This is a genomic window from Mesorhizobium sp. M1143 (assembly GCF_040318435.1).
In the GTDB taxonomy this organism is placed as follows: domain Bacteria; phylum Pseudomonadota; class Alphaproteobacteria; order Rhizobiales; family Rhizobiaceae; genus Mesorhizobium.
The window spans coordinates 38,636-64,764 of the sequence record NZ_JAMYMJ010000031.1 but is presented as its reverse complement, the minus strand read 5'-3'; the positions used below and the strand labels follow the sequence as shown (position 1 = coordinate 64,764).

Annotated in this window: 26 protein-coding genes; 15 read left to right on the top strand and 11 right to left on the bottom strand. The window is 63.4% G+C overall.

The features are described 5' to 3' along the window. Nucleotides 1–136: 136 nt before the first annotated feature. Nucleotides 137–2,827 (bottom strand): aconitate hydratase AcnA, encoded by a 2,691-nt coding sequence (gene acnA / locus NKH35_RS20380; RefSeq protein ID WP_352916060.1) that lies wholly within the window; start codon nucleotides 2,825–2,827, stop codon nucleotides 137–139. Between the two features lie 285 nt (nucleotides 2,828–3,112). Between acnA and ccmA the strand changes: the two genes are divergently transcribed. The 4 genes from ccmA (at nucleotide 3,113) to NKH35_RS20360 (ending at nucleotide 5,505) form a co-directional block, all read left to right on the top strand. Further along, a complete protein-coding gene (ccmA, locus tag NKH35_RS20375) occupies nucleotides 3,113–3,718 on the top strand; it encodes a heme ABC exporter ATP-binding protein CcmA (RefSeq protein WP_023671732.1) in 606 nt (201 codons plus the stop codon). A gap of 229 nt (nucleotides 3,719–3,947) precedes the next feature. Next, on the top strand, nucleotides 3,948–4,613 hold the full coding sequence (ccmB, locus tag NKH35_RS20370) for a heme exporter protein CcmB (protein WP_023698868.1): 666 nt from the start codon (nucleotides 3,948–3,950) through the stop codon (nucleotides 4,611–4,613). 122 nt (nucleotides 4,614–4,735) lie between these two features. After that, complete coding sequence (ccmD, locus tag NKH35_RS20365; protein ID WP_023671735.1) at nucleotides 4,736–4,927, top strand: heme exporter protein CcmD; 192 nt, start codon at nucleotides 4,736–4,738, stop codon at nucleotides 4,925–4,927. After that, nucleotides 4,924–5,505, top strand: a complete 582-nt coding sequence (locus tag NKH35_RS20360) for a DsbE family thiol:disulfide interchange protein (protein WP_023821953.1) — start codon at nucleotides 4,924–4,926, stop codon at nucleotides 5,503–5,505. Before ccmD ends, NKH35_RS20360 begins: the two co-directional genes overlap by 4 nt. 179 nt (nucleotides 5,506–5,684) lie before the next feature. Here NKH35_RS20360 and NKH35_RS20355 read toward each other — a convergent pair whose 3' ends face one another. Beyond that, entirely contained in the window at nucleotides 5,685–5,852 is a 168-nt protein-coding gene (locus tag NKH35_RS20355; RefSeq protein ID WP_023742107.1) for a hypothetical protein, read from the bottom strand. Between the two features lie 285 nt (nucleotides 5,853–6,137). Here NKH35_RS20355 and NKH35_RS20350 point away from each other — a divergent pair, with 285 nt between their 5' ends. Beyond that, nucleotides 6,138–7,058, top strand: a complete 921-nt coding sequence (locus NKH35_RS20350; protein ID WP_023671738.1) for an SMP-30/gluconolactonase/LRE family protein — start codon at nucleotides 6,138–6,140, stop codon at nucleotides 7,056–7,058. A 165-nt stretch (nucleotides 7,059–7,223) separates the two neighbouring features. Beyond that, nucleotides 7,224–7,430, top strand: a complete 207-nt coding sequence (locus tag NKH35_RS20345) for a tautomerase family protein (protein ID WP_023683852.1) — start codon at nucleotides 7,224–7,226, stop codon at nucleotides 7,428–7,430. Between the two features lie 84 nt (nucleotides 7,431–7,514). Here the strand turns inward: NKH35_RS20345 and NKH35_RS20340 are convergent, their stop codons facing one another. The 8 genes from NKH35_RS20340 to NKH35_RS20305 all read right to left on the bottom strand — a co-directional run bounded on the left by NKH35_RS20340 (nucleotide 7,515) and on the right by NKH35_RS20305 (nucleotide 14,700). Next, nucleotides 7,515–8,063: an NADPH-dependent FMN reductase gene (locus NKH35_RS20340; RefSeq protein WP_023821954.1), complete on the bottom strand. Its 549-nt coding sequence runs from the start codon at nucleotides 8,061–8,063 to the stop codon at nucleotides 7,515–7,517. 58 nt (nucleotides 8,064–8,121) lie between these two features. Beyond that, nucleotides 8,122–8,742, bottom strand: coding sequence for a pyridoxamine 5'-phosphate oxidase family protein (locus NKH35_RS20335; RefSeq protein WP_023821955.1), 621 nt, complete (start codon nucleotides 8,740–8,742; stop codon nucleotides 8,122–8,124). Between the two features lie 60 nt (nucleotides 8,743–8,802). After that, nucleotides 8,803–9,474, bottom strand: coding sequence for a septation protein A (locus NKH35_RS20330; protein WP_023687683.1), 672 nt, complete (start codon nucleotides 9,472–9,474; stop codon nucleotides 8,803–8,805). Between the two features lie 61 nt (nucleotides 9,475–9,535). Beyond that, nucleotides 9,536–11,527, bottom strand: a complete 1,992-nt coding sequence (gene ftsY, locus NKH35_RS20325) for a signal recognition particle-docking protein FtsY (protein WP_352911617.1) — start codon at nucleotides 11,525–11,527, stop codon at nucleotides 9,536–9,538. A gap of 12 nt (nucleotides 11,528–11,539) precedes the next feature. After that, nucleotides 11,540–12,859 (bottom strand): tRNA (N(6)-L-threonylcarbamoyladenosine(37)-C(2))-methylthiotransferase MtaB, encoded by a 1,320-nt coding sequence (mtaB, locus tag NKH35_RS20320; RefSeq protein WP_023698871.1) that lies wholly within the window; start codon nucleotides 12,857–12,859, stop codon nucleotides 11,540–11,542. Then, nucleotides 12,859–13,743 carry a diaminopimelate epimerase gene (gene dapF, locus NKH35_RS20315; RefSeq protein ID WP_023694521.1) on the bottom strand — a complete coding sequence of 295 codons (885 nt, stop codon included), beginning with the start codon at nucleotides 13,741–13,743 and terminating at the stop codon, nucleotides 12,859–12,861. Before dapF ends, mtaB begins: the two co-directional genes overlap by 1 nt. Nucleotides 13,744–13,816: 73 nt before the next feature. Further along, a complete protein-coding gene (locus NKH35_RS20310) occupies nucleotides 13,817–13,978 on the bottom strand; it encodes a DUF1328 family protein (RefSeq protein ID WP_023671746.1) in 162 nt (53 codons plus the stop codon). Between the two features lie 98 nt (nucleotides 13,979–14,076). Beyond that, nucleotides 14,077–14,700, bottom strand: coding sequence for a hypothetical protein (locus tag NKH35_RS20305; RefSeq protein WP_352916055.1), 624 nt, complete (start codon nucleotides 14,698–14,700; stop codon nucleotides 14,077–14,079). A 377-nt stretch (nucleotides 14,701–15,077) separates the two neighbouring features. Here NKH35_RS20305 and NKH35_RS20300 point away from each other — a divergent pair, with 377 nt between their 5' ends. Together NKH35_RS20300 and zapE are read left to right on the top strand one after the other, a co-directional pair. Further along, nucleotides 15,078–15,617 (top strand): protease inhibitor Inh/omp19 family protein, encoded by a 540-nt coding sequence (locus NKH35_RS20300; protein ID WP_023687689.1) that lies wholly within the window; start codon nucleotides 15,078–15,080, stop codon nucleotides 15,615–15,617. 30 nt (nucleotides 15,618–15,647) lie between these two features. Beyond that, complete coding sequence (zapE, locus tag NKH35_RS20295) at nucleotides 15,648–16,832, top strand: cell division protein ZapE (protein WP_352916052.1); 1,185 nt, start codon at nucleotides 15,648–15,650, stop codon at nucleotides 16,830–16,832. 201 nt (nucleotides 16,833–17,033) lie between these two features. Here zapE and NKH35_RS20290 read toward each other — a convergent pair whose 3' ends face one another. Continuing rightward, the gene (locus NKH35_RS20290; RefSeq protein WP_352916049.1) at nucleotides 17,034–17,462 is read right to left on the bottom strand and encodes a GNAT family N-acetyltransferase; all 429 of its coding nucleotides are present in this window, start codon (nucleotides 17,460–17,462) and stop codon (nucleotides 17,034–17,036) included. Nucleotides 17,463–17,696: 234 nt separating this feature from the next. Between NKH35_RS20290 and mdh the strand changes: the two genes are divergently transcribed. The 7 genes from mdh (at nucleotide 17,697) to odhB (ending at nucleotide 26,125) form a co-directional block, all read left to right on the top strand. Further along, the gene (gene mdh / locus NKH35_RS20285; protein WP_023694518.1) at nucleotides 17,697–18,665 is read left to right on the top strand and encodes a malate dehydrogenase; all 969 of its coding nucleotides are present in this window, start codon (nucleotides 17,697–17,699) and stop codon (nucleotides 18,663–18,665) included. Between the two features lie 19 nt (nucleotides 18,666–18,684). Beyond that, on the top strand, nucleotides 18,685–19,878 hold the full coding sequence (sucC, locus tag NKH35_RS20280; protein ID WP_023732884.1) for an ADP-forming succinate--CoA ligase subunit beta: 1,194 nt from the start codon (nucleotides 18,685–18,687) through the stop codon (nucleotides 19,876–19,878). A gap of 6 nt (nucleotides 19,879–19,884) precedes the next feature. Continuing rightward, nucleotides 19,885–20,256 carry a cupin domain-containing protein gene (locus tag NKH35_RS20275; protein WP_023732885.1) on the top strand — a complete coding sequence of 124 codons (372 nt, stop codon included), beginning with the start codon at nucleotides 19,885–19,887 and terminating at the stop codon, nucleotides 20,254–20,256. Between the two features lie 3 nt (nucleotides 20,257–20,259). Next, on the top strand, nucleotides 20,260–20,751 hold the full coding sequence (locus tag NKH35_RS20270) for a DUF1579 family protein (RefSeq protein WP_023706739.1): 492 nt from the start codon (nucleotides 20,260–20,262) through the stop codon (nucleotides 20,749–20,751). 12 nt (nucleotides 20,752–20,763) lie between these two features. Next, nucleotides 20,764–21,669, top strand: coding sequence for a succinate--CoA ligase subunit alpha (sucD, locus tag NKH35_RS20265; RefSeq protein ID WP_023732886.1), 906 nt, complete (start codon nucleotides 20,764–20,766; stop codon nucleotides 21,667–21,669). 128 nt (nucleotides 21,670–21,797) lie between these two features. Beyond that, nucleotides 21,798–24,785, top strand: coding sequence for a 2-oxoglutarate dehydrogenase E1 component (locus NKH35_RS20260; protein WP_352759608.1), 2,988 nt, complete (start codon nucleotides 21,798–21,800; stop codon nucleotides 24,783–24,785). 47 nt (nucleotides 24,786–24,832) lie between these two features. After that, nucleotides 24,833–26,125 (top strand): 2-oxoglutarate dehydrogenase complex dihydrolipoyllysine-residue succinyltransferase, encoded by a 1,293-nt coding sequence (gene odhB, locus NKH35_RS20255; RefSeq protein WP_023710224.1) that lies wholly within the window; start codon nucleotides 24,833–24,835, stop codon nucleotides 26,123–26,125. Nucleotides 26,126–26,129 lie beyond the last annotated feature (4 nt).

Sequence of the window (26,129 nt, the reverse complement as noted above, 5' to 3'; positions counted from 1 at the left end):
GCTTTGGAAAGACTGGGAGTAGGGAGTAGGGAGTAGGGAGTAGGGAGTAGGGAGTAGGGAGTAGGGAGTAGGGAGTAGGGAGTAGGGGATGTCGTTCCCCGCTACCGCCCAATCCCTACTGCCTAAGCCCTGGCCGCTACGCGGCCAGATCGCGCAGCACGTATTGCAAAATGCCGCCATTCTTGAAGTAGTCGAGTTCGTCCAGCGTATCGATGCGGCAGATGATCGGCACGTTCTTCACGGTGCCGTCGCCATAGGTCACCTTGGCGATCATCGTCTGGCGTGGCTTGATGGTGCTTATGCCGTCGATCTCGACCAGCTCGTCACCCTTGAGGTTGAGCGAGGCCCATGAGGTGCCTTCCTCGAAGACGAAGGGGATGACGCCCATGCCGACTAGGTTGGAGCGATGGATGCGCTCGAAGGACTGGGCGATGACGGCACGGACACCGAGGAGATTCGTTCCTTTAGCTGCCCAGTCGCGCGAGGAGCCGTTGCCGTATTCGACGCCGGCGAAGATGACCAGCGGCACGCCTTCCTTTTTGTATCTCATCGCCGCGTCGTAGATCGATTCCTCTTCCTTCGACGGGTAGTGGATGGTGTAGCCGCCCTCGCGGCCGTTCTCGCCCAGCATGTGGTTGCGGATGCGGATGTTGGCGAAGGTGCCGCGCATCATCACCTCATGGTTGCCGCGCCTTGTGCCGTACTGGTTGAAGTCGGCAACGCCGACGCCATGGTCGGTGAGGTATTTGCCGGCCGGGGAAGCGGCCTTGATCGAACCCGCCGGTGAGATGTGATCGGTGGTGATCTTGTCGCCGAACAGGCCGAGCACGCGCGCGCCCTTGATGTCGCCGATCTTGCCGAAACCGGAGGTCATGCCGGCGAAATAGGGCGGGTTCTGCACATAGGTCGAGTTGTCGTCCCAGGCATAGGTCTGGCCTTCCGGCGCCTTGACGTTCTGCCAGTATTCGTCGCCCTTGAAGACGTCGGCATATTTGCGGGCGAATAGCTCACGTGTGACGTTCTTCTCGATGAACTCCTGGATCTCGGCCGAACTCGGCCAGATATCCCTGAGATAGACCGGCTTGCCGTCGCGGCCTTCGCCGAGTGGCTCGGTGGTCAGGTCCTTGGTGACGGTGCCGGCCAAAGCATGGGCTACCACCAGCGGCGGCGACGCCAGATAGTTCGCCTGCACGTCAGGTGAAACACGGCCTTCGAAGTTGCGGTTGCCGGAGAGCACTGCGGCGGCGATCAGGCCCTTATCGTTGATGGCCTTGGAGATCGGCGCCGGCAGCGGGCCGGAATTGCCGATGCAGGTGGTGCAGCCGAAACCAACCAGGTTGAAGCCGATCTGGTCGAGCTCCTTCTGCAGGCCGGACTTTTCCAGATATTCGGCGACCACCTGGCTGCCCGGCGCCAGCGAGGTCTTCACCCACGGCTTCTGCTTGAGGCCGAGCCGGTTGGCGTTGCGCGCCAAAAGGCCGGCGCCGATCAGCACGCTCGGGTTGGAGGTGTTGGTGCAGGACGTGATGGCGGCAATGACGACATCGCCATGACCGAGATCATGGTCGGTGCCTTCGACGGCATAGCGCTTGTGGATTTCGGCAGCCTTCTTGTACTCGGTTTCCATCGCCTTTGCGAAGCCGGCCGGAATGCCTTCGAGCGGAACGCGGCCTTCGGGGCGCTTGGGACCTGCCATCGACGGCACGACGCTGTCGAGCTCGAGTTCGAGCAGGTCGGTGAAGACAGGGTCGGCCGAGCCGGCGTCACGCCACATGCCTTGCGCCTTGGAATAGGCTTCGACCAGGGCGATGCGGCTTTCCTCGCGGCCCGACATTGTGAGGTAGCGGATGGTCTCGCCATCGACCGGGAAGAAGCCGCAGGTGGCGCCATATTCGGGCGCCATGTTGCCGATGGTGGCGCGGTCGGCCAGCGTCATGTTGGACAGGCCCGGGCCGAAGAACTCGACGAACTTGCCGACGACGCCCTTCTTGCGCAGCATCTGGGTGACGGTCAGTACGAGGTCGGTGGCGGTGATGCCCTCCCTGAGCTTGCCGGTAAGGCGGAAGCCGATGACTTCGGGCAACAGCATGGAAACCGGCTGGCCGAGCATCGCCGCCTCGGCCTCGATACCGCCGACGCCCCAGCCGAGCACGCCAAGGCCGTTGATCATAGTGGTGTGCGAATCGGTGCCGACGCAGGTGTCGGGATAGGCGGTCGTTTCGCCGTCTTCCGTGTTGGTCCAGACGACCTGACCGAGATATTCGAGGTTGACCTGATGGCAGATGCCGGTGCCGGGCGGCACGACGCGAAAATTGCGGAACGCCTGCTGGCCCCATTTCAGGAATTTATAGCGCTCTTCGTTGCGCTCATATTCGAGCTCGACATTCCTGGCAAAGGCCAGTGGCGTGCCGAATTCGTCGACGATGACGGAGTGGTCGATGACGAGGTCGACCGGCACCAGCGGGTTGATCTTCTGCGGATCGCCGCCGAGCGCCTTGAGGCCGTCGCGCATGGCGGCCAGGTCGACCACCGCCGGAACGCCGGTGAAATCCTGCATCAGGACACGCGCGGGGCGATAGGCGATCTCGACGCCGGCGGTGCCCTTGTCGGTCAGCCAGCCGGCAACAGCCTGGATAGAGTCCTTGGTGACGGAGCGGCCGTCTTCATTGCGCAAAAGGTTTTCCAGCAGCACCTTCATCGAATAAGGCAGCTGGGCAATGCCGGTGAGGCCGTTCCTCTCGGCCTCGACCAGATTGTAATAGACATAGTCCGCGCCACCCACGGTGAGGGCGCGGCGGCAATTGAAACTGTCGAGGGATTTTGACACGTGCGGTCCGTCCTTGTCTGTTCAGCCTGAAAGGGAACGGACGCCGATGGGCATGCAATCACGCGCAAAGGTGCGGGTACGGCCATTTCCGCTGTCCGTTCCCAGCCAACCCGAGCCGTTCAAGGCGGCGCGTGCGCTGGTTCGGCGCAAATTCTGTTCCCGTGCCGACCGCTGGCACGGATGTCCCGCATATAGAGAATTTTCTGGAATAGTTCTAGACAGTTGCGGAGCAAATTTGTGCGATGCGGCAGCTATCGCGCGGTAAAGTTTTCGGGACGGGCAGGCATGCGGCTGATTGCCGAAAATCTGGGCGGCGAACGCGGCGGCGAGACGGTCTTTTCCGGCATCGGTTTTGCGCTCGACAAGGGCCAGGTGCTGGTCGTCACCGGGCCGAACGGCTCGGGCAAATCGACGCTGCTCAGGGTCATCGCCGGGCTGCTGCCGAAGGCGCAAGGCGATGTGCGCATCGAGGGCGGCGAGAGGTTTCCGACGATCGCTTCGGCGGTCCACTATCTCGGCCACCTCAATGCAATGAAGACGGCGCTCAGCGTGGCGGAGGATCTGCGCTTCTGGCGCGATTTCAACGGCGATGGGCAGTTGGGTGTCGGAGAGGCGCTGGAGACGGTTGGTCTCGGCGGCATCGGCCATCTGCCTTTCGGCTATCTGTCGACCGGGCAAAGGCGGCGCGCGGCAATTGCGAAATTGCTGGTCAGTCATAAGCCGCTGTGGCTGCTGGATGAGCCGACGGCTGGGCTGGACAAGGCTTCGGAGGCGCGGTTTGCGGGGCTGATGACGAGGCATTGCGCGGAGGGCGGGATTATTGTCGCGGCGACGCACTTGCCGCTGGGATTGGATGGGGCGAAGGAATTGAGGATGGGAGCAACAGGGTGATGTCGGCATTCCCGCCCACCCCCCTCTGCCCTGCCGGGCATCTCCCCCGCAGGGGGGGAGATCAGATGTCATGCCGGCTTTCGCCAATCACCGGCATTGAAAAAGAGGCGTCAGCAACGGAGCTGCCAATCTCCCCCCTTGCGGGGGAGATGTCCGGGAGGACAGAGGGGGGTGTGAAGGAACGCCACCTTCGGCAAGATGGCGATCAAACGGCAGGCGCGGCTTGGCAATGCTAGCCCTCTTCCTGCGCGACATCCGCCTCTCCATCCGGGCCGGCGGCGGAGCGCTCACCAGCGTCATCTTCTTCCTCGCCGTCATCGCCACCATCCCCTTCGGTGTCGGACCGGACCTGAAGCTGCTCGCCCGCATCGGTCCGGCGATCCTTTGGATCGGCGCTCTGCTCGCCTGCCTGCTCGGCCTCGACCGGCTGTTTCAGGCCGATCGCGAAGACGGGTCGCTCGATCTTCTGGTGCTGGGCAATGACCGCCACATGCTGGCGTTGACGGTGCTGGTGAAGTGCCTGGCGCATTGGGCGGGCAGCGTTCTGCCGCTGGTGGTTGCGGCACCTCTGCTGAGCCTGTTCATGAACATGGAGCCGCTCAGCATCGGCGCCACCGCGCTCACGCTGCTGGTCGGCACGCCGGCGATCACTTTCATCGGCGCGGTCGGGGCGGCGGTGGCGGTGGCGCTGCCGCGCGGCGGGCTGCTGATCTCGGTGCTGGTGTTGCCGCTGACCATCCCGGTGCTGATCTTCGGGGTGTCGGCGAGCTACGGCGCGGTGGCCGACCCTGATCCGTTCCTGCAGCCCTTCCTCATTCTTGCCGCGCTGACGCTGTTTCTTGCCGTGCTAGGTCCGGTGGCAGCAGCACTGGCGCTGCGGCATGGAACGGACTGATATGACCGCTGCGGCGCGACGATCAATTGCGAAGCCCCAGCCGCAAAGCTAAGAAAGCCGCAAAGCTATGGGAAGGCCATGATCGAGCACGACGAAGTGACGGTGGAAGGGGAGCGAAGCGCATGAGTGCACACGCACTCTATGTCGCGGCCGCCTATGGCATCACGGTGATCGTGCTGGCCGGGCTGATCGGCTGGATCCTGCTCGACCAGCGGACCCGCAAGCGCGAACTGGCAGACCTCGAAGCGGCCGGCGTGCGGCGTCGCTCGGACAAAGCCGGTACTGGGGCCAGCACTGGGGCCAGCAAGCCATGAGCACGGAAAGCGAAACGCCGGCGTCGCCGCGCCGCCGCCTGATCGTGCTGTTGCCGCTGCTGGTTTTTCTCGGCCTCGCCGGATTGTTCCTGTCGCAGCTTTTGTCGGGACGCGATGAGGCGGCAGTGCCGTCGGCGCTGATCGGCCTGCCGGCGCCGCAGACCAACCTGCCGGCGCTGGAAGGGTCAAACCTGCCCGGGCTGGATTCGAAAGCCTTCGCCGGCAAGGTAACGCTGGTCAACGTCTTTGCATCGTGGTGCGCGCCGTGCCGGGAAGAGCATCCGGTGCTCTTGCAGCTGTCGCAGGACAAGCGCTTGGTCATGGCCGCGCTAAACTACAAGGACCAAGCGCAAAACGCGCGCCGGTTCCTTGGTGATCTCGGCAATCCGTTCCAGGCGATAGGTGTCGACGAGGCCGGCCGCACGGCCATCGACTGGGGCGTCTACGGCGTGCCGGAAACCTTCGTCATCGGCAAGGACGGCAAGATTGCCTACAAGCATGTCGGGCCGCTGACAGGGGAGTCGGCGAGGGATGTTCTGTTGCCGCAGATTGAAAAGGCGCTCGCGGCACCGGGCTGACGTTGGCGCCATGCCCCCTCATCCGGCCGCTGCGCGGCCACCTTATCCCCGCGGGGGAGAAGAGGGAAGCATCGGCACAGGCTAGCTCCTCTCCCCGAGGGGAGAGGTCGGATTGTCCGAATTGCTCATGCAATTCGGTTTGGCAATCCGGGGGCGGTGCCCCGCTGACGTCCGAAAGCTCAGCCGTAGATCTGCTTGTGGACCTGGTAGAGCATTTCCGAGCGGTCGGCGCGCAGGTCGGCCAGATCGCGGCTCGTCAGGTTTTCGATTTCCGCGACGAGGCGGTTGTAGTGGCGGCGCTTGGCCATCGAGGTGCGCGCGCGGGAGAAGAGGTTGTCAAAAGCCATAGCAAGGGTCCTTTCGTACCGCATATCAGCGGTGAATTGTTCCTCCCTTGGTCGTTCGCACCATGACATAGGAATGGTGCGATGCAAAAAGAAGATGTTGCAATGCACCATTGCACAGGGCGCATAGCGGGTTAATACAGCGCTAACAGCACCATAAACGGCCGGACAGGCTGGCGGGCCATGCCGGCCGGGCACCTTTTGTCTTACAATTGCGCCTGCGCCACCTTGCCATCGCGCCCGCAGGCTGGCTTGATCCGCGCGTCACGTGATGCCCGGAGGAAATGCATGGCGACCGCAGACTATTACGAAATTCTCGATCCGCGTTTCGCGCGGCTGTTCAACGGCAACGCCCAGGTGGAAAAGCTGTTTACCGGATGTCAGTGGGCGGAAGGGCCGGCCTGGTTCGCCGCCGGCCGCTATGTCGTCTGGTCCGACATCCCCAACAACCGGATGCTGCGCTATGACGAGACCGACGGCAATGTGAGCGTCTTCCGTCAGCCCTCCGGCAATTCCAACGGCAACACCGTCGACCGCCAGGGCCGACTGGTGACGTGCGAGCATTCCGGCCGCCGCGTCAGCCGCACCGAGCATGACGGTTCCGTCACCACCATCGCGGCCGAATGGAAAGGCAAGCGGCTGAATTCGCCCAATGACGCGGTCGTGAAATCCGACGGCTCGATCTGGTTCACCGATCCGAGCTACGGCATCGACACCGACTATGAGGGCGACAAGGCCGAAAGCGAGATCGGCGCTTGCAATGTCTACCGGGTCGATCCGGATACGGGCGAGGTCGAGGCCGTGATCACCGACATGGTCCGGCCGAACGGGCTTGCCTTTTCGCTGGATGAAAGCCAGCTCTATGTCGTCGACACCGGCCGCACGCATGGCGCGCAAAACCCCGCGCATATGCGGGTCTTCAACGTCGGCAAGCACGGCAAGAAGGTGTCGGGCGGCAAGGTGTTCGCCGACTGCACGGCCGGCCTGTTCGACGGCTTCCGGCTCGACGAGGCCGGCCGCATCTGGACCAGTGCCGCCGACGGCATCCATTGCTACGATCCCGACGGCACGCTGATCGGCAAGGTCAAGGTGCCGGAAGTGACCGCCAATTGCGTGTTCGGCGGCAACAAGCTGAACTGCCTCTACATCGCCGGCACCACGTCGCTCTACATGGTGCGGCTGATGGTGAACGGGGCGAAGACGTATTGAGGCTGCTGGAAACGCTTCTCTGGCGGCCCTTGATGGCGTTTCTGCGCATGTCCGCGGCGCCTGTTGCGCGGCGGCCGCCGGAACCGCCGCCAAGCGGTTCGCCGGAGCGGATTTCGAAGCCGCCCAGCGGCGGCGGTATCAGACACAATTCAAGGGGAGGACGTCATGCCATTCGTCAACATCCGCATCGTCAAGGAAGTGATCGCCGCTGATCCCGCTGGCAAGAAGGCCGACATCGCCAAAAAGGTCACGGCGGCCATCATGGACGCCACCGGGCTTAGCAATGACGACGTCTGGGTGGTGTTCGAAGAGGTCAACGCGCGCGACTGGTATGTCGGTGTGACCGATGTCGAGACGTTGCGGAAGGGGTAGCACAGCGGCACGTTGGGGTGCGGCCGCACCCTTTCGTTCGTCATCCTAGGGTCTGCGCCGCGTCGCTTCGCTCCTTGCTCCGCCCTAGGATGACGAGGCAACGTCTGCGCGTATAAAACTCGCGAAAACCTGCACCGCTTCGCGCATGGCCCGCAGGTTCTCGTTCTCTCCCAGGATCGCTTCCATCTCCGGCGGTTTCTTGCCGAGCAAGGCAATCTCCAGAACCGCGTCCTCACAAAGCGCAAACGACATCGTCCGCATGATCTCCGCAAGCGCTGCGCGGGCGTAGAGCGAGCGCGCGGAGGCGTGGGCCAGCATGGCGGGCTTGCCGACTGCGGCGTCGCGCGAGACCAGCCAGTCGAGCGCGTTTTTCATGCCGCCGGGCACGCCATGGGCATATTCGGGGCAGGAGACGATGATGCCGTCGGCGCTGGTGACGGCCTCGATCAGCCGCATGGCCTCGGCCGGTGTGCGCTCGCCTTCGTCATCCGGGTTGAAGATCGGCAGCAGGCCGAGCCCGTCATAGACAGTTACGCGGCAATCCGAAGGCGCGTTCGCGGACAGCGCCGCCAGCAGCGCCGAATTGGTCGAGGCGGCGCGCAGGCTGCCGGAGATGGCGAGGAGTTCGATCACGGGGAAACAGGGCTAGGGAAACCGGCAAAGGACCGCAATGGCGAATCGTACCCGAAATCTACCACAGGGTCTTGCTGTAGGCTTCGTCCAGCGAGCGGTCGAAATCGTCGGCAGTTTCGGCATGCGCCATCTGATCGGACAGGATCTGACCGAGCGTCGGCAACGTCGCGCGGTCGTGCCAGCTGTCCGGCTTCCACAATTCGGAGCGCATGAAGGCCTTGGCGCAGTGCATGTAAGCGGCCTTGACGCTCACCACGACGACGCTTTGCGGTTGCTTGCCGTCGACGGTGAGGCGCTCGCGGAAACCGGCATCGACGGTTATGCGGGCGTCGCCATTGATGCGCAGCGTCTCGTTCATGCCGGGGATGAGAAAAAGCAGCCCGACCGAAGGGTTGAGCAGGATGTTTTCCAGCGTATCCAGCCGGTTGTTGCCGGGCCGGTCGGGAATGGCGATGGTCTTGTCGTCAAGGACAAGGGCGAAGCCGGGCCTGTCGCCTTTCGGCGTCACGTCGGCATTGCCGGCGCCGTCGGAAGAACCGATCAGCACGAAAGGGCTCTTGCCGATGAAAGAGCGGCAGTGGCCGTCGAGCGCCCTGAGTTCCTTGCGCATCGAGGTGTCGGTCGGCCGCGGCGTCTTGTAGATCGTCCTCAGTTCATCGCGCGTGGTGACGAATTCCATGGCCGTCTCCGTTTATTCTGACGCAATTCCGGACGGCTTCACACTTTTCCTGGAATTGCTCTACTTGCCGGCTTCTTCCACCTTCTCGGCCTTATCCTCGATCGAATGGTGCAGGATCAGCGGCATCTGGCTGAAGGTGAACAACAGGGTGATCGGCATGATGCCCCAGACCTTGAAGGTAACCCAGAAGTCGGTGGAAAAATTCCGCCACACCACTTCATTGGCAAGAGCCAGGAACAGGAAGAACAGGCCCCAGCGGAAAGTCAGCTTGCGCCAGCCTTCGGCATCGAGGCGAAAGGCCGAATCGAAGACATAGCCGAGCAGCGATCGGCCGAAATACAGACCGCCGAGCAGCACGCCGCCGAACAGGGTGTTGACGATGGTCGGCTTCATCTTGATGAACACGTCGTCCTGCAGATAGAGCGTCAGCGCGCCGAAGATGAAGACGACGACGCCCGAGACCATCGGCATGATCGGCAAGGTGCGCAGCAGCAGCCAGGAGGCGATCAGCGCGATCGCGGTCGCCGCCATGAACAGGCCGGTGGCGACGAAGATCGGCCCGCCGAATTCGGCCAGGACAGGAAATTTCTGCACCAGCCAGGCGCCGCGTGCATTGGCGAAGAAGAACACCATCAGCGGCCCGAGTTCCAGCACCAGCTTGAGCAGCGGATTGACGCTTTCTTTCTTCTTTCGCGGGTCGGACGGGTCGCGTTCGAGGATAGGTGGGTTCATGACTTCCTTCTGACGCATGATCTTGTCCAAAAAGCCGTCAGCTCTTCGGGATCATTGCCTGTTACGCTACGCCGGCGATCGCCCTGGCGAATTCGCCGGCCGAGAATGGTTCGAGGTCGTCGACCTGTTCGCCGACGCCGATGAAATAGACCGGCAGTTTGTGCTTTGCCGCGATCGCGACCAGAATACCGCCGCGCGCCGTGCCGTCCAGCTTGGTCATCACCAGGCCGTTGACGCCGGCGACATTGCGGAAGATCTCGACCTGATTGAGCGCATTCTGGCCGGTGGTGGCGTCGACCGTCTGCAGCACGGTATGCGGCGCTTCCGGATCGAGCTTGCCCAGCACGCGCACGATCTTTTCCAGCTCCGCCATCAGTTCGGTCTTGTTTTGCAGCCGGCCGGCGGTGTCGATGATCAGTACGTCGGAGCCGGCCTCCTTGGCGCGTTCGAAAGCGTCGTAGGCGAGGCCGGCGGCATCCGCGCCTATCTTCGAGGCGATGACCGGCGACTTCGTCCTCTCGCCCCAGATCTTCAGCTGCTCGATGGCCGCAGCGCGAAACGTGTCGCCGGCGGCCAGCATCACCGACAGGCCACCATCGGTAAGTTTGGCGGCGAGCTTGCCGATGGTCGTGGTCTTGCCGGTGCCGTTGACGCCGACCACCAGAATGACATGCGGCTTATGCGACAGGTCGAGCTCCAGCGGCATGGCGACATGGGCCAGCACCTTCTCCACCTCGGCCGCCATGATGGTGCGGACATCCGCGTCGGAGACATCCTTGCCGTAGCGGCTGGCAGCGAGGGCATCGGTGACGCGCAAGGCTGTTTCCATGCCCAGATCGGCACGGATCAGCACGTCCTCCAGATCCTGCAGCGTCTCCTCGTCGAGCTTGCGCTTGGTGAAGACGCCGGCGATGTTGCCGGTGAGTTCTTTCGAGGAGCGGGCAAGCCCGTCGCGCATGCGCTGGAACCAGGAGCGTCGCGGCGCCGGTTCGGGCGCCTTTTGCGGCTCGGCTTTCTGCTCGACCTTTCTGGTGACGGTGACTTTGCCGACTGACGGTGTCGGCTGTGGTGTCGGCGGAAAACCCGGTTCAGGCATGGGCGCAACCCCCGCCGTGGCAGCCCGGACTTCGACCGGCGCGGGTGTGGCTTCGACCGGAGTGCGCTTTACCTCCCCCTCGATGGGGGAGGTCCCAAGCGAAGCTTGGGGGTGGGGGTGATTTGCGCTGGCGTCAGCGCTGTCACCCCACCGCGCCGCTTCGCGTCGACCCTCCCCATCGAGGGGAGGGTGGGTCGCCTCGTCCTTCTCCCCGTGGCTATACGGGGAGAAGGTGCCGGCAGGTGGATGAGGGGCGGCGCTGACCTCTGAGGTAGGCTGTGCGGGAGGCGCGGACGGTTGCGGCACTTCGATCGGGGCGGCCGGTTCTGCGGGAGTCTCGGCAGGCGTCGGCACTTCGACGGGAGCGGGCTCCAGCTGCGGTTCCGGACGCGATGGTTCGATCTCCGGCTCGGCCGGCGCCGGCGGCACTTCTTGGGGCTGCGGCTCGGGAGCCGGCTCCGGAACGGCTGGCGGCGCAGGAACTTCTTCCGGTGCAGGCGGCTCGGGTATCTCCGGCTCAGGCTGCGGTTCTTCTACCGGCGCGGGCTCCGGCAACGGTTCCGGCTCGGATGGGACGACCGGTTCCGGCGCGGGCGGGATGGTCGGCGTGGGTTCGGGCTTCGGTTCTTCTGGCGCCGACTGCGGCGCAGGCTTTACCTCCCCCTCGATGGGGGAGGCCCCAAGCGAAGCTTGGGGGTGGGGGTGAGTGGCGTCGGCGTCGGCGCTCTCACCCCTCCCCGCCACTTCGTGGCGACCCTCCCCATCGAGGCGAGGGTGGGGCGTCGGCGGCTCGGGCTCCTCGCGCTTCAAGAACTCCGGAACGACCTGCTCGGCCGCCGGCTTCAGCGCCTCAAGCGCATCCCATTTGATCGGCGGCAGGGGAGCGGTTTCGTCGATGCGCTCCTCGACGACTTCCTTCTTGCCGAACGAAAATATGTTCTTGAAAAAACCGGCCATGCTTCAATCGTCTCAGGCGGCGCGGGCAGTGAGGGGCGAGGCTATCAGGCGCGCGCCGTCATGGCCGGTGATATCTGCCTCGACGATCTCGCCCGGCGCGCCGGTGCCTAGCGCGGCAAGCGTGAACCCTTCGGTGCGGCCAAGGCCGTCCCGCTCGACCAGGATCGACTGGCGCGTTCCCGGGAGTGACGACAAATGGCGGCGATACGCAGTCTCACCAGCGGCGCGCAGCTGGGCCGCGCGCTGCTTGACCAGTTCGCGGCGGACCTGCGGCATGCGCGCGGCGGGCGTGCCTTCGCGCGGCGAAAACGGGAAGACATGCAGGTGCGTCAGCCCACATTCCTCGACGATCTTTATCGAATTCTGAAACATTTCCTCGGTCTCGGTCGGGAAGCCGGCGATGATGTCGGCGCCGAAGACGATTTCGGGGCGCAGCTTGCGCACATCCTCGCAGAAGCGGATCGACTGGTCGCGCAAATGCCTGCGCTTCATGCGCTTCAGGATCATGTCGTCACCCGATTGCAGCGACAGATGCAGATGCGGCATCAGCCTGGGTTCGGTGGCGATGGCGTCGAGCAGATCATCATCCGCCTCAATCGAATCGATTGAGGACAGCCGCAGCCGCTTCACGTCGGGCACCTGCTTCAGGATGGTCTTCACCAGCTTTCCCAGCTTGGGCGCACCCGGCAGGTCGGCGCCGAAGCTGGTCATGTCGACGCCGGTCAGCACGATCTCGGCATAGCCGTTGCCGGCCAGACGCTTGACCTGCTCGACCACGGCGCCCATCGGCACCGACCGTGAATTGCCGCGCCCATATGGGATGATGCAGAAGGTGCAGCGGTGGTCGCAGCCGTTCTGCACCTGCACGAAAGCGCGCGCCCGGCCCTCGATGGCGTCGACCATATGGCCGGCGGTCTCGCGCACCGAGAAAATGTCGTTGACGCGCGCCTTCTCGCTGTCGTTGACGCCGAAATCCGGCAGCGCGCGGTAGGAGTTGGCCTTCAGCTTCTCTTCGTTGCCAAGCACGAGGTCGACCTCGTCCATGGCGGCAAAATTCTGCGGTTCGGTTTGCGCGGCGCAGCCGGTGACGATGATGCGCGCCGCCGGATTTTCGCGGCGGGCCTTTCTGATCGACTGCCTGGCCTGGCGCACCGCTTCGGCGGTGACGGCGCAGGTGTTGAAGATAATGGCGCCGCCTTTGAGCGCGCCGAGGCCGGCACTTTCGGCCTCGCGGCGCATCACTTGGGATTCATAGGTGTTGAGACGGCAGCCAAAGGTGACGACGTCTATGCCTTGGGAGTTGGGGCCCTTGGTATCGGCAAGTGCAGACATCAGGCCGCGCTTTCGGTGTCGCGGGCCCAGGTGCCGGTCGACGGATCGAAATTGCCGGAAAACTCCCATTCGGCAGCGCCGGTCAGGATGACGTGGTCGTCGTCGCGCCATTCCACATGCAGCGAGCCGCCGCCGGGCGTCATCAGCGTAACGCTGCGGCCGGTGCGCCGGGTGCGGGCAGCGGCGACGACGGAAGCGCAAGCGGCCGAGCCGCAAGCCTTGGTCAGGCCGGCGCCGCGCTCCCAGGTGCGGATGATCATCGTCTCCGGCGACGTTACCTGGGCGATGGTGATGTTGGCGCGCTCGGGGAAGATCGGATGGTTTTCGAGCAGCGGGCCGAAACGCTCGAGTTCGTAGGACCAGACATCGTTGTCGACCCAGAAGATAGCGTGAGGGTTGCCCATCGAGAGAGCCGAAGGCGAATGCAGCACCGGCGCGTCGATGGGGCCGATCTGCAACTCGATCATGCGGGTGTCGCGGAATTCCTCGGCCAGCGGAATGTCCTGCCAGCCAAAGCGCGGAGTGCCCATGTCGACCGAGATGGTGCCGTCGGCATGTTCGACGGCGTTGAGGATGCCGGCGCGGGTCTCGAAGGTGAAAGTCTTCTGGCCGGTTTCGGCGGCCAGCGCCTGGACGACACAGCGCATGCCGTTGCCGCAGGCCTGCGCGCCCGAGCCGTCGGAATTCAAGATGTCGATGTAAAAGGCGGTGCCCGGCGTGCGCGAATCGTGGATCGCCATGATCTGGTCGAACCTGGTCGCCGCATCGGCGTTCAGCGCGACAGCCGACGCCGCCGTGACCCTATCGGCACGGCCACGCATGTCGGCGACGATGATTTCGTTGCCGATGCCGTTCATCTTGGCGAAGGGGGCAGTGCCTGCCATGATCTGAGGTAATTCCTGTACGTTTCGCCGCTATATGGCGGAAACGGGCGGGAATTACCAGTGTGGGCTGCGTCTAGGTTACCGCGAAAACGCCGAGTACGATCAGCAGGAAGATGACGAGAACGATGCCGATCAGCAGGCGCGCGCCGGTGGCGGCGGCACCGGCCAGCGCCGGCATGCCGAGCAGGCTGGCGGCGGCAGCAACGATCAGAAGAATGATGATCCATTTGATCATGGACAATGCCTCGCAAATTGCCTGGCCTGCAGCCGGCTTAAGAACGCATCTGCGGCGCTCTGGTTCCGTTGCCGCGAGGCTCTTTCCGACTGGGCGCGCTATTCGGCAATCTCGAAGTCGGTCGTGAAAGGCGCCGTCTTTGGCGAGTTCTCGTCGTGCATGAGGAAATCCGCGCGGTATTTGCCGGGGGGAACGCCATCCAGGGAGACGTTTAATTTGAAGAACATCTCTCGGTTATGCGAGCGCGAGGCGAGCTGGACCCGACCAAGCTTTTCGACGGTTCCCAGCTTCTCGCCCGACTGGGAAAGCACGGTAAGGTCAACGTAAAGCGCGATCTGGTTGTTGCCGAGCCCATCCGAGCCGTAGCCGTAACCGACCGGCTCCATATAAACCACAATCTCTTCGCCCGGCTTGTAGACATGGTTCGGGCGCTCGGCGTAGGCGCCGAACCCGCTGGCCGACAGGATATGCTTCACATTTTGCACGCCAAGCGGCATCGCTTGCCACAGAGCGTCCTCGGCGCTGCGGAATTTGTCCAGCGCGCCGGCGCCATCACCCGCTTGCAGTGCCTTTTCGGCTTCAGCGGCGCGATCGGAGATTTCGCCCGCGAAAGCGGCCGGCGTCGAAATTACCAGCGCGATCAAAACTGCCAAGATTGATTTCATCTGTTCCCCCTTTTGCGATAGAACATCGGCTAAAACGGCAGTGCCGTAAACGGCCAAATGCAGACTTCAGCCGCGCTCGATCTCGGGAACGTCCCAAAGCTCGCCCGGACGGAAGGCGCGAAACCGCTCACGCGCCAGGCCTTGCGCCTCAAGCGCTTCAGTCAGTTTTGCGCCGGCAGTTGCGCTCGACCGCCGATGCGCCGACCTGCTGCGGGCTCCGGTGCCGCTTTCGCAACCAATGTACCGGTTGGAACCGCGCTAGAGCGAAGACATGCCTTTTGTCCGCCAGCCATTTTGCGACAAATTTACAACAATTCGTGGTGCAAACCCTATTTTAACCATATCGGGTTGAAATTTCGCCACCTTCTCCATCTTGGTGAGGGGGTGAGATTGTGCGGACGGCTTCCCCCCAGCCGGATCCGACGGAGGTTGGAATGATTTTTTCGAGAAGCGGGCTGATGGCCGTATCGCTGGCAGCGCTCGTTGCGAGCGGCTGTTCGACCTCGCGTTTTTCATCGATGGATGACCAGCAGCCCGCCCCGCTGCAGCCCGCGCCCGCCGGCACGGTGAGCGGAAGCCAACTGCCGCCCCCGGCAGCGCCGGGCACCACCGACCCATCGCAATTCCCGACCGCGCCGGCAGGCGCGCAGGTCGCCTCGCTGCCGCCGGACGGATCGGCGCCGGCCGGAGCCTCCGACCTTACCGCTGCGAGCGTTGCCGGCGTTTGGAACGCCAGCGTGTCCGGACAGAGCTGCAAGGTGGCGACGCCGCAGACCAAATTCGGCGCCGGCTTCCGCGCCGGGCCGCTGCATTGCCCGCCGCCCATCGACGGCATCAAATCGTGGAACGTCGCCGGCAAGCAGCTGACGCTCTATGACGAGAATGGCGGCACGCTGGCGCGGCTCTATTCCTCGGGCGGTTCGAAATTCGACGGCCAGACTACCAACGGCTTGCCGATATCGCTTACAAGATAGGCTGCCTATCCCTAGACAGCGACGTGACCGATGCATCTGCGTGACGGCCTCCAGACCCATGCGACCGTCAGGCAGCGCTACGACCATCTGGTCGCAACCGGCGCCATCGAGCGCGATGCGGCGCAGGAGCGCATCGCCGCCGCGCTCGACCGGCTGACCGACGAGATCTCGGTCAAGCGGCTGGCGCACAAGTCGAGCGCGCTCGGCTGGCTGTTTGCCCGCAAGCGCGAGACGCGCGAGGTCGTCAAGGGCCTCTACATTCATGGCGGCGTCGGTCGCGGCAAGACCATGCTGATGGATATGTTCTTCGAGCTGTTGCCGGTCAGGCGCAAGCGCCGCGTTCATTTCAACGACTTCATGGCCGATGTGCAGGACCGCATCCAGAAGCACCGGCAGGCGCGCAAGAACGGCGACGTCAAGGAGGACGACCCGATCCCGCCGGTCGCGCTCCAGCTTGCCGAACAGGCCTGGGTGCTGTGCTTCGACGAGTTTTCGGTCACCGACATTGCCGATGCGATGGTCCTGTCGCGGCTGTTTTCGGCGCTGTTCGCCAATGGCGTGGTTCTGGTCGCCACCTCGAATGTCGCGCCGCAAGACCTTTATCGCGACGGGCTGAACCGCCAACTCTTCCTGCCCTTCATCAGCATTCTCGAGCGCCACGCCCATGTGCTGACGCTCGATGCCGACAAGGACTACCGGCTGGAAAAGCTCGCCCGCACGCCTGTCTATGTCACGCCGGGGGATGCCGAAGCCGATCGTATGCTCGACGAAGCCTGGCAGGCGATGACGCGTGGAGCGCTGACGGCCGAGACCTCGCTGACGCTCAAGGGGCGGCAGGTGAGAATACCGGCTGCTTCCGGCAATGCGGCGCGGTTTTCCTTCGCCGATCTCTGCGAAAAGCCGCTCGGCGCGCGCGATTTCCTGGCGATTGCCGGCCGCTTCTCGACCGTCTTCATCGATCACGTGCCGGTGCTGGGCGAAGGCAAGCGCAACGAGGCCAAACGCTTCATCCTCCTGATAGACACGCTCTACGATCATCACACGCGGCTGGTGGTGAGCGCTGAGGCTCCCCCGCCTGAGCTTTACACGGCCAGGCGCGGCGTCGAGGTGTTCGAATTCGAACGCACCGCCTCGCGGCTGATCGAGATGCAAAGCCGCGACTGGCTGGAGGACTGGGCGGAACGGCAGAAGGACAACGCGGAAGCGCAGGTCTGAGGGTTCCAGAGAGGTCATTATGTAGTGATCCTTCGCGCCCCCCTCTGTCCTGCCGGACATCTCCCCCACACGGGGGGAGATTGGCGGTTTCGGCGCTCCGCTCATTCCTGCGGCCATGGCGAAAGGTCGCGTGACGTCCGATCTCCCCCCTCGTGGGGGAGATGCCTGGCAAGGCAGAGGGGGGCGCTGTCCCGCCGACGCCTAAAGCTCGTACACATACATCACAAACGACTCCGCCGGCCCACGCACCTCCTTGCGCGATTCATAAAGCGCGCGCGCTGGGACATTGTCCGGTTCGGTGCCGACCCAGGCTTCGCCGCATCCCTGCTCGCGGCCGAGCGCGAACATGGCGTCGAGCATCTTTCGCGCGATGCCATGGCGCTGGTGGGCGGGTGAGACGCCGACCTCGTCGATGTAGAGTTCGCTGACCTTGTCCAGGTGGCGGTGGATGACGGCAGCACACTGGCCGACGACGACGCCATCGGCCAGTGCCACAATCATCATATGACCTGAGGAGGCGAGGTAGGCGGACAGTCTGTCGGCCCGTACCGGCTCGTCGAACACGTCCTCGGCGATGCGCTTCACAAGGGCGTCATCGCCTGGATATAGTCTTCTGATTTCCACGCTCATTGTGTAAAATCTCCCAAGCTGGCATACAAACTTTGACGTTTACGTAAGTCCCAATGTTTCTAACCGATTGAAATCATTCACTCGAAAATAATCGATTGAATATATTTTCCACCGGGGCTACTGGATGCGGCGAAATCTAGCTGAGACCATAGCATTCCGGCCTCTTCCTCGACGCCGTCAACAGATCGCCAGGGATTTTGGGCGTCGTCACAGACAAAGGGAAAATTTCCTCACATGGCACGCAACAAGATAGCGCTCATCGGCTCCGGCATGATCGGCGGCACGCTCGCTCACATGATCGGCCTCAAGGACCTCGGCGACGTGGTGCTGTTCGATATTGCCGAGGGCATCCCGCAAGGCAAGGGGCTCGATATCGCGCAGTCTTCGCCGGTCGACGGTTTTGACTCCAGGCTGACCGGCGTCAATGATTATGCCGGGATCGAGGGCGCCGATGTCTGCATCGTCACTGCCGGCGTGCCGCGCAAGCCGGGTATGAGCCGCGACGATCTGCTCGGCATCAACCTCAAGGTCATGGAACAGGTCGGCGCCGGGCTGAAGAAATACGCGCCCAAGGCCTTCGTCATCTGCATCACCAACCCGCTCGACGCCATGGTCTGGGCGCTGCAGAAGTTTTCGGGCCTGCCCAAGACCCATGTCGTCGGCATGGCCGGCGTGCTCGACAGCGCGCGCTTCCGCTATTTCCTGGCCGAGGAATTCAAGGTCTCGGTCGAGGACGTCACCGCCTTCGTGCTGGGTGGCCACGGCGATTCCATGGTGCCGATGATCCGCTATTCCACGGTGTCGGGCATTCCGCTGCCGGACCTCATCAAGATGGGTTGGACCTCGAAGGAAAAGCTCGACCAGATCGTGCAGCGTACCCGCGATGGCGGCGCCGAGATCGTCGGCCTCTTGAAGACCGGCTCGGCCTACTATGCGCCGGCCGCCTCGGCCATCGCGATGGCCGAATCCTATCTCAAGGACAAGAAGCGTGTGCTGCCTTGTGCGGCGCATCTCTCGGGTCAGTATGGCGTCAAGGGCACCTATGTCGGCGTTCCCGTGGTCATCGGCGCCGGCGGCGTCGAGCGCATCATCGAGATCGACCTCAACAAGGCCGAGCAGAAGATGTTCGACGCTTCGGTGGCGACGGTGCAGGGCCTGACCGAGGCTTGCGTCAAGATCGCCCCGCATCTCGCCTCGAAATAATCCTCCGGAGACCATCCAGATGAACATCCATGAATATCAAGGCAAGGCGCTGCTGAAGAGCTTTGGCGCGCCGGTGGCCGAAGGCGTGCCGGTGTTCAAGGCAAGCGAAGCGGAAGCCGCGGCACAAGCGCTTCCCGGTCCGCTCTATGTGGTGAAGAGCCAAATCCATGCCGGCGGCCGCGGCAAGGGGAAGTTCAAGGAACTGTCGCCCGACGCAAAGGGCGGCGTGCGGCTGGCTAAGTCGGTTGCCGACGTCGTTGCCAACGCCAATGAGATGCTCGGCCACACGCTGGTGACCAAGCAGACCGGCCCCGCCGGCAAGCAGGTCAACCGCCTCTATATCGAGGACGGCGCCGACATCGATCGCGAGCTTTATCTGTCGATCCTGGTCGACCGCTCGGTCGGCCGCATCGCTTTCGTCGTCTCGACCGAGGGCGGCATGGACATTGAAGGCGTCGCCCACGACACACCGGAAAAGATCATCACCCGCGCCATCGATCCGCTGGCCGGCGTGACGACCACCGACGTCGACATATTGGTGGAAGCGCTGGGCCTCACTGGCGATGCCGCCAAGGATGCCGGCACGCTGTTCCCGATCCTCTACAAGGCCTTTGTCGAGAAGGACATGAGCCTGCTCGAGGTCAACCCGCTGATCGTGATGAAAAACGGCCGCCTGCGCGTGCTGGACGCCAAGGTGTCGTTCGACAACAACGCGCTGTTTCGCCATCCCGAACTGATGGAGCTGCGCGACACCACCGAAGAGGACGAGAAGGAGATCGAGGCGTCGAAATACGACCTCGCCTATGTCGCGCTCGACGGCAATATCGGCTGCATGGTCAATGGCGCCGGCCTCGCGATGGCGACGATGGACATCATCAAGCTCTACGGCGCCGAGCCCGCCAACTTCCTCGATGTCGGCGGCGGCGCGTCGAAGGAGAAGGTGACGGCGGCGTTCAAGATCATCACCAAGGATCCGGCCGTCAAAGGCATACTAATCAACATCTTCGGCGGCATCATGAAGTGCGACATCATTGCCGAGGGCGTCATTGCCGCGGTCAAGGAAGTCGGCCTGCAAGTGCCGCTGGTGGTGCGCCTTGAAGGTACCAATGCCGAGCTCGGCAAGAAGATCATCAACGACAGCGGCCTCAACGTCGTGTCGGCCGACGATCTCGACGACGCAGCCAAGAAGATCGTGGCGGCGGTGAAGGGCTGAAGGCGAATGCCTCCACGCAAGATAAACCTCGTCGAGGCGGCGGACGCGAAGATCACCAAGGTCTTCGATCCGCACATAGCCGGCGATGTCAATGACAGCCAGGCGAAGGTTGCCAAGTTCGGCGAGTCCTTCGACTGGCATGCGCATGAGCATGAGGACGAGGCCTTCCTGGTGCTGCGCGGACGCATTGCCATCGATTTCCGCGATGGCCCGGTCGAGCTTGGCGAGGGCGATTTCATCGTCGTGCCGCGTGGTGTCGAGCACCGGCCGCGGTCGCTGACCGCCGAGCCGGTGGTGCTGATGTTCGAGCCGGCGACGACGCTCAACACCGGCAACGCCAAGAGCGACCTTACCGTCTCCGATTTGAAGCGGCTCTGACCCATGAACGCGTTCTCCTCTCTCTCGGCCGATCACCAGCGCCTGCAGGCACTGGTCGGCGCTTGGCGCGGCGAGGAAGAGGTGGCGGAAACGCAGTGGGCCGATGGCGGACCGGCGGCGTCGGAAGTGCTGGCAGAGCCACAGTTCGGCGGCCTGTTCGTGGTGCAGCGCTATCGCCAGCGCCGCGACGGCACGGTCTCGTTCGGCTCGCACAGCGTGTTCGGCTTCGACCAGCCAAACAGGCTCTTCACCATGCACCAGTTCGACTCCATGGGTTTTGTGCCGGCCTCGCCGGCCACAGGAACGTGGAACGGCGATGAGCTGGTTCTGGAGCGGTCGTCGCCGCGTGGCTCAGCACGCGTGACGTATATTTTCGACAATGTCGATGCCTACCGGATGCGACTGCATTTCAAACCTGCCGGCAGCGACAGCTGGCAAGACATGGTGAGCGGCGTCTACCGGCGCGTCTCGCCTTCCTCGATCAACGGTTTTTAGAAAAGGGCTCCGATGTCCATTCTCATCGACAAGAACACCAAGGTGCTGGTTCAGGGCCTGACCGGCAAGACCGGCACGTTCCACACCGAGCAGGCCTTGGCCTATCACGGCACCAAGATGGTCGGCGGCATCCATCCCAAGAAGGGCGGCGAGACCTGGACCGGCGCCAAGGGCGAAAACCTGCCGATCTTCGCTTCCGTTGCCGAGGGCAAGGAAAAGACCGGCGCCAATGCCTCGGTTGTCTATGTGCCGCCGGCGGGCGCCGCCGAAGCCATCCTCGAAGCCATCGAAGCCGAGATCCCGCTGATCGTCTGCATCACCGAAGGCATTCCGGTGATGGACATGGTCAGGGTCAAGGCGCGGCTCGACCGCTCGACCTCGCGGCTGATCGGCCCGAACTGCCCCGGCGTGCTCACCCCCGACGAATGCAAGATCGGTATCATGCCCGGCAACATCTTCCGCAAGGGCTCGGTCGGCGTTGTTTCGCGCTCGGGAACGCTTACCTATGAGGCAGTGTTCCAGACCACCAATGTCGGCCTCGGCCAGACCACTGCCGTCGGCATCGGCGGCGACCCCGTCAAAGGCACCGAATTCATCGACATGCTCGAAATGTTCCTCGCCGACGACGAGACCAAGTCGATCATCATGATCGGTGAGATCGGCGGTTCGGCCGAGGAAGACGCCGCGCAGTTCCTCAAGGACGAGGCCAAGCGCGGCCGCAGGAAACCGATGGCGGGCTTCATCGCCGGGCGCACCGCGCCGGCCGGCCGCACCATGGGCCATGCGGGCGCGGTCATCTCCGGCGGCAAGGGCGGCGCGGAAGACAAGATCGCGGCGATGGAATCGGCCGGCATTAAAGTATCGCCATCGCCGGCGCGTCTGGGCACGACGCTGGTCGAGGCGATCAAGGCCAAGTGAGTAGCGAGTAGTGAATAGCGAATAGGGAAAAGAGAGTAACGGCGCGACCCGGGAAAAATCCCTACTCGCTATTCGCTACTCACTATTCGCTTTTGAAAAGGAGACGGAGCCAGGCTCCGAGGACAAAAATGGCAAGACAAGATCAGGCCAACGACCAATTTTCGCTCACCTCTTTCCTCTATGGCGGCAATGCCGACTATATCGACGCGCTGTACGCGTCCTATGAGGATGATCCAGAGTCGGTAAACCCCGAATGGCAGGATTTTTTCGCCGGGCTGAAGGACGACGCCGGCGATGTGCGCAAGAACGCCAAGGGCGCTTCCTGGGCAAAGCCCTCCTGGCCGCTGCAGGCCAATGGCGAACTGGTGTCGGCGCTCGACGGCAATTGGGGCATCGTCGAGAAGCATCTGGAAAAGAAGGTCAAGGACAAGGCGGTCACCAATGGCGTCGTGCTGTCGGATGCCGACGTGCATCAGGCGACGCGCGATTCGGTGCGCGCCATCATGATGATCCGCGCCTTCCGCATGCGCGGCCATCTGCATGCCAATCTCGACCCGCTCGGCATCGCCAAGCCGCTTGAGGACTATAACGAGCTGTCGCCGGAAAATTACGGTTTTACCGCAGCCGACTACGACCGGCCGATCTTCCTCGACAATGTGCTCGGCCTCGAATTCGGCACCATCCGGCAGATGCTGGAGATCCTGACCCGCACCTATTGCTCGACGCTCGGTGTCGAGTTCATGCACATTTCCGATCCCGAAGAGAAGGCCTGGATCCAGGCGCGCATCGAGGGTGCCGACAAGGAGATTTCCTTCACCGCTACGGGAAAAAAAGCGATCCTGCAGAAGCTGGTCGAGGCCGAAGGCTTCGAGCAGTTCATCGATGTCAAGTACAAGGGTACCAAGCGCTTCGGCCTCGATGGCAGCGAAGGCCTGATCCCGGCGCTGGAGCAGATCATCAAGCGCGGCGGCCAGCTCGGCATGAAGGAGATCGTGCTCGGCATGGCGCATCGCGGCCGGCTGAACGTGCTGTCCCAGGTGATGGCCAAACCGCATCGCGCCATCTTCCACGAATTCAAGGGCGGCTCGGCCGCTCCTGACGAGGTCGAGGGCTCGGGCGACGTCAAGTACCATCTCGGCGCCTCGTCGGACCGCGAATTCGACGGCAACAAGGTGCATCTGTCGCTGACCGCCAATCCTTCGCATCTGGAAATCGTCGATCCGGTTGTGATGGGCAAGGCGCGCGCCAAGCAGGACTATCTGTTCGGCCGCAGCCGCGAGGAGATCGTGCCGCTGGAAGAGCGCGCCAAGGTGCTGCCGCTGCTTCTGCATGGCGACGCCGCCTTTGCTGGCCAGGGCGTAATCGCGGAAATTCTCGGCCTGTCGGGCCTGCGCGGCCACCGCGTCGCCGGCACGCTGCATTTCATCATCAACAACCAGATCGGCTTCACCACCAATCCGCGCTTCTCGCGCTCGTCGCCCTATCCGTCCGACGTCGCCAAGATGATCGAGGCGCCGATCTTCCACGTCAATGGCGACGACCCGGAAGCGGTGGTGCATGCGACCAAGGTGGCGATCGAATTTCGCATGAAGTTCCACAAGCCGGTGGTGGTGGACATGTTCTGCTATCGCCGCTTCGGCCACAATGAGGGCGACGAACCGGCCTTCACGCAGCCGATCATGTACGCCAACATCCGCAACCACAAGACGACGGTGCAGATCTATGGCGACCGGCTGATCGCCGAGGGCCATATCAGCCAGGCCGAACTCGACAAGATGAAGGCCGACTGGCGCGCCCATCTGGAGTCCGAATGGGAAGTCGGCCAGCACTACAAGCCCAACAAGGCCGACTGGCTGGACGGCGCCTGGTCTGGTTTGCGCACCGCCGACAACCAGGACGAACAGCGCCGCGGCAAGACCGCCGTGCCGGTCAAGGTGCTGAAGGACATCGGCAAGAAACTGACCGAGGTGCCGAAAGGTTTCGAGGCGCACAAGACCATCATCCGCTTCCTCGAAAACCGCCGCCAGGCGATCGACTCCGGCGAAGGCATCGACTGGTCGACGGCCGAGGCGCTGGCCTTCGGCGCCATCCTGCTCGACGGCAATCCGATCCGGCTCTCCGGCCAGGATTCAGAACGCGGCACCTTCTCGCAGCGCCATTCCGTGCTCTACGACCAGAAGGACGAGACCCGCTACATCCCGCTCAACAATCTGTCGGCGGCACAGGCCGGCTACGAAGTCATCAACTCGATGCTGTCGGAAGAGGCGGTGCTTGGCTTCGAATATGGCTACAGCCTGGCCGAGCCGAAGGCGCTGACGCTCTGGGAAGCGCAGTTCGGCGATTTCGCCAACGGCGCCCAGGTGGTGTTCGACCAGTTCATCTCGTCGGGCGAGCGCAAGTGGCTCAGAATGTCAGGCCTGGTCTGCCTGCTGCCGCATGGCTATGAAGGCCAGGGTCCAGAGCATTCTTCGGCCCGGCTCGAGCGCTTTCTGCAGCTTTGCGCCGAAGACAATATGCAAGTCGCCAACTGCACCACGCCGGCGAACTACTTCCACATATTGCGCCGGCAGTTGAAGCGCGACTTCCGCAAGCCGCTGATCCTGATGACGCCGAAGTCGCTGCTGCGCCACAAGCGGGCGGTATCGACGCTGCCGGAGATTTCGGGCGAAAGCTCATTCCACCGGCTTTTGTGGGACGATGCCCAGCTGCTGCAGAACCAGGCGATCAAGCTCACCAAGGATTCCAAGATCCGCCGCGTCGTGCTGTGCTCGGGCAAGGTCTATTACGACCTCTACGAGGAGCGCGAGAAGCGCGGCATCAACGACATCTACCTGCTGCGCGTCGAACAGCTCTATCCCTTCCCGGCCAAGGCGCTGATCACCGAACTGTCGCGTTTCCGCAATGCGGAGATGGTGTGGTGCCAGGAAGAACCCAAGAACATGGGCGCATGGTCGTTCATCGACCCTTATCTGGAATGGGTGCTGGCGCATATCGACGCCAAGCATCAGCGGGTGCGCTACACCGGCAGGCCGGCGGCGGCATCGCCGGCGACCGGTCTGATGTCGAAGCATTTGGCGCAGCTCGCCGCCCTGCTCGAAGACGCGCTCGGCGAATAGAACAAACCCGGCGAATAGAACAGACAGAGAAGAAACGGACAGGCACAATGGCTACCGAAATCCGCGTTCCCACTCTCGGCGAATCCGTCACCGAGGCGACCATCGGCAAGTGGTTCAAGAAGGTCGGCGATGCCATTGCCGTCGACGAGCCGCTGGTCGAGCTCGAAACCGACAAGGTGACGGTGGAAGTGCCTGCCGCCGCCGCCGGCACGCTGGGCGAGATCACCGCCAAGGAAGGCGAGACCGTCGGCGTCGGTGCGCTGCTCGGTTCGATCTCGGCTGGAGGCGCTGCCGCCGCCCCGGCGTCCAAGCAGGAGACCAAGCCGCAAGCTGTGTCGCAGGCGTCGAGCCCCGACGCGGCACATACGACCAAGCAGGCTGCGGCCGAGACCGCCAAGATTGCCGGCGATGCCGGGCCGGTCGAGCCGCGCGCCATGCCGCCGGCGCCAGCTGCCGCAAAGCTGATCGCCGAGAACAATCTGTCGGTCGACCAGGTTTCTGGCTCGGGAAAGCGCGGCCAGGTGCTGAAGGGCGATGTGCTCGACGCGATTTCCAAGGGCGCGCCGTCGCAGCCGGCCGAAATTCCGAAGGCCGCACCGGCTCCGGTCGCCGTGCGTGCGCCGTCCTCGGGCGACGATGCGTCGCGCGAGGAGCGCGTGCGCATGACCAAGCTGCGCCAGACCATTGCGCGCCGGCTGAAGGAAGCGCAGTCGACCGCCGCCATGCTGACCACCTTCAACGAGGTCGACATGTCGGCGGTGATGGCGCTCAGGACCAAGTACAAGGACATCTTCGAGAAGAAGCACGGCGTGAAGCTCGGCTTCATGGGCTTCTTCACCAAGGCCGTCACCCACGCCTTGAAGGAGATCCCCTCGGTCAATGCCGAGATCGACGGCACCGACATCATCTTCAAGAACTATGCCCATATCGGCGTCGCCGTCGGCACCGAAAAGGGCCTCGTCGTGCCGGTGGTGCGCGACGCCGATCAGATGTCGATTGCCGAAATAGAGAAGGATATCGGCCGGCTGGGCATCGCCGCGCGTGACGGCAAGCTCTCGGTCGCCGATATGCAAGGCGGCACGTTCACGATCTCCAACGGCGGCGTTTACGGCTCGCTGATGTCGACGCCGATCCTCAACGCGCCGCAGTCGGGCATTCTGGGCATGCACAAGATCCAGGACCGGCCCGTCGTGGTCGGCGGCCAGATCGTGATCCGGCCTATGATGTACCTGGCGCTGAGCTACGACCACCGCATCGTCGACGGCAAGGAAGCGGTGACCTTCCTGGTCCGCGTCAAGGACAGCCTGGAAGATCCGGAACGGCTGGTGCTCGATCTGTGATCGG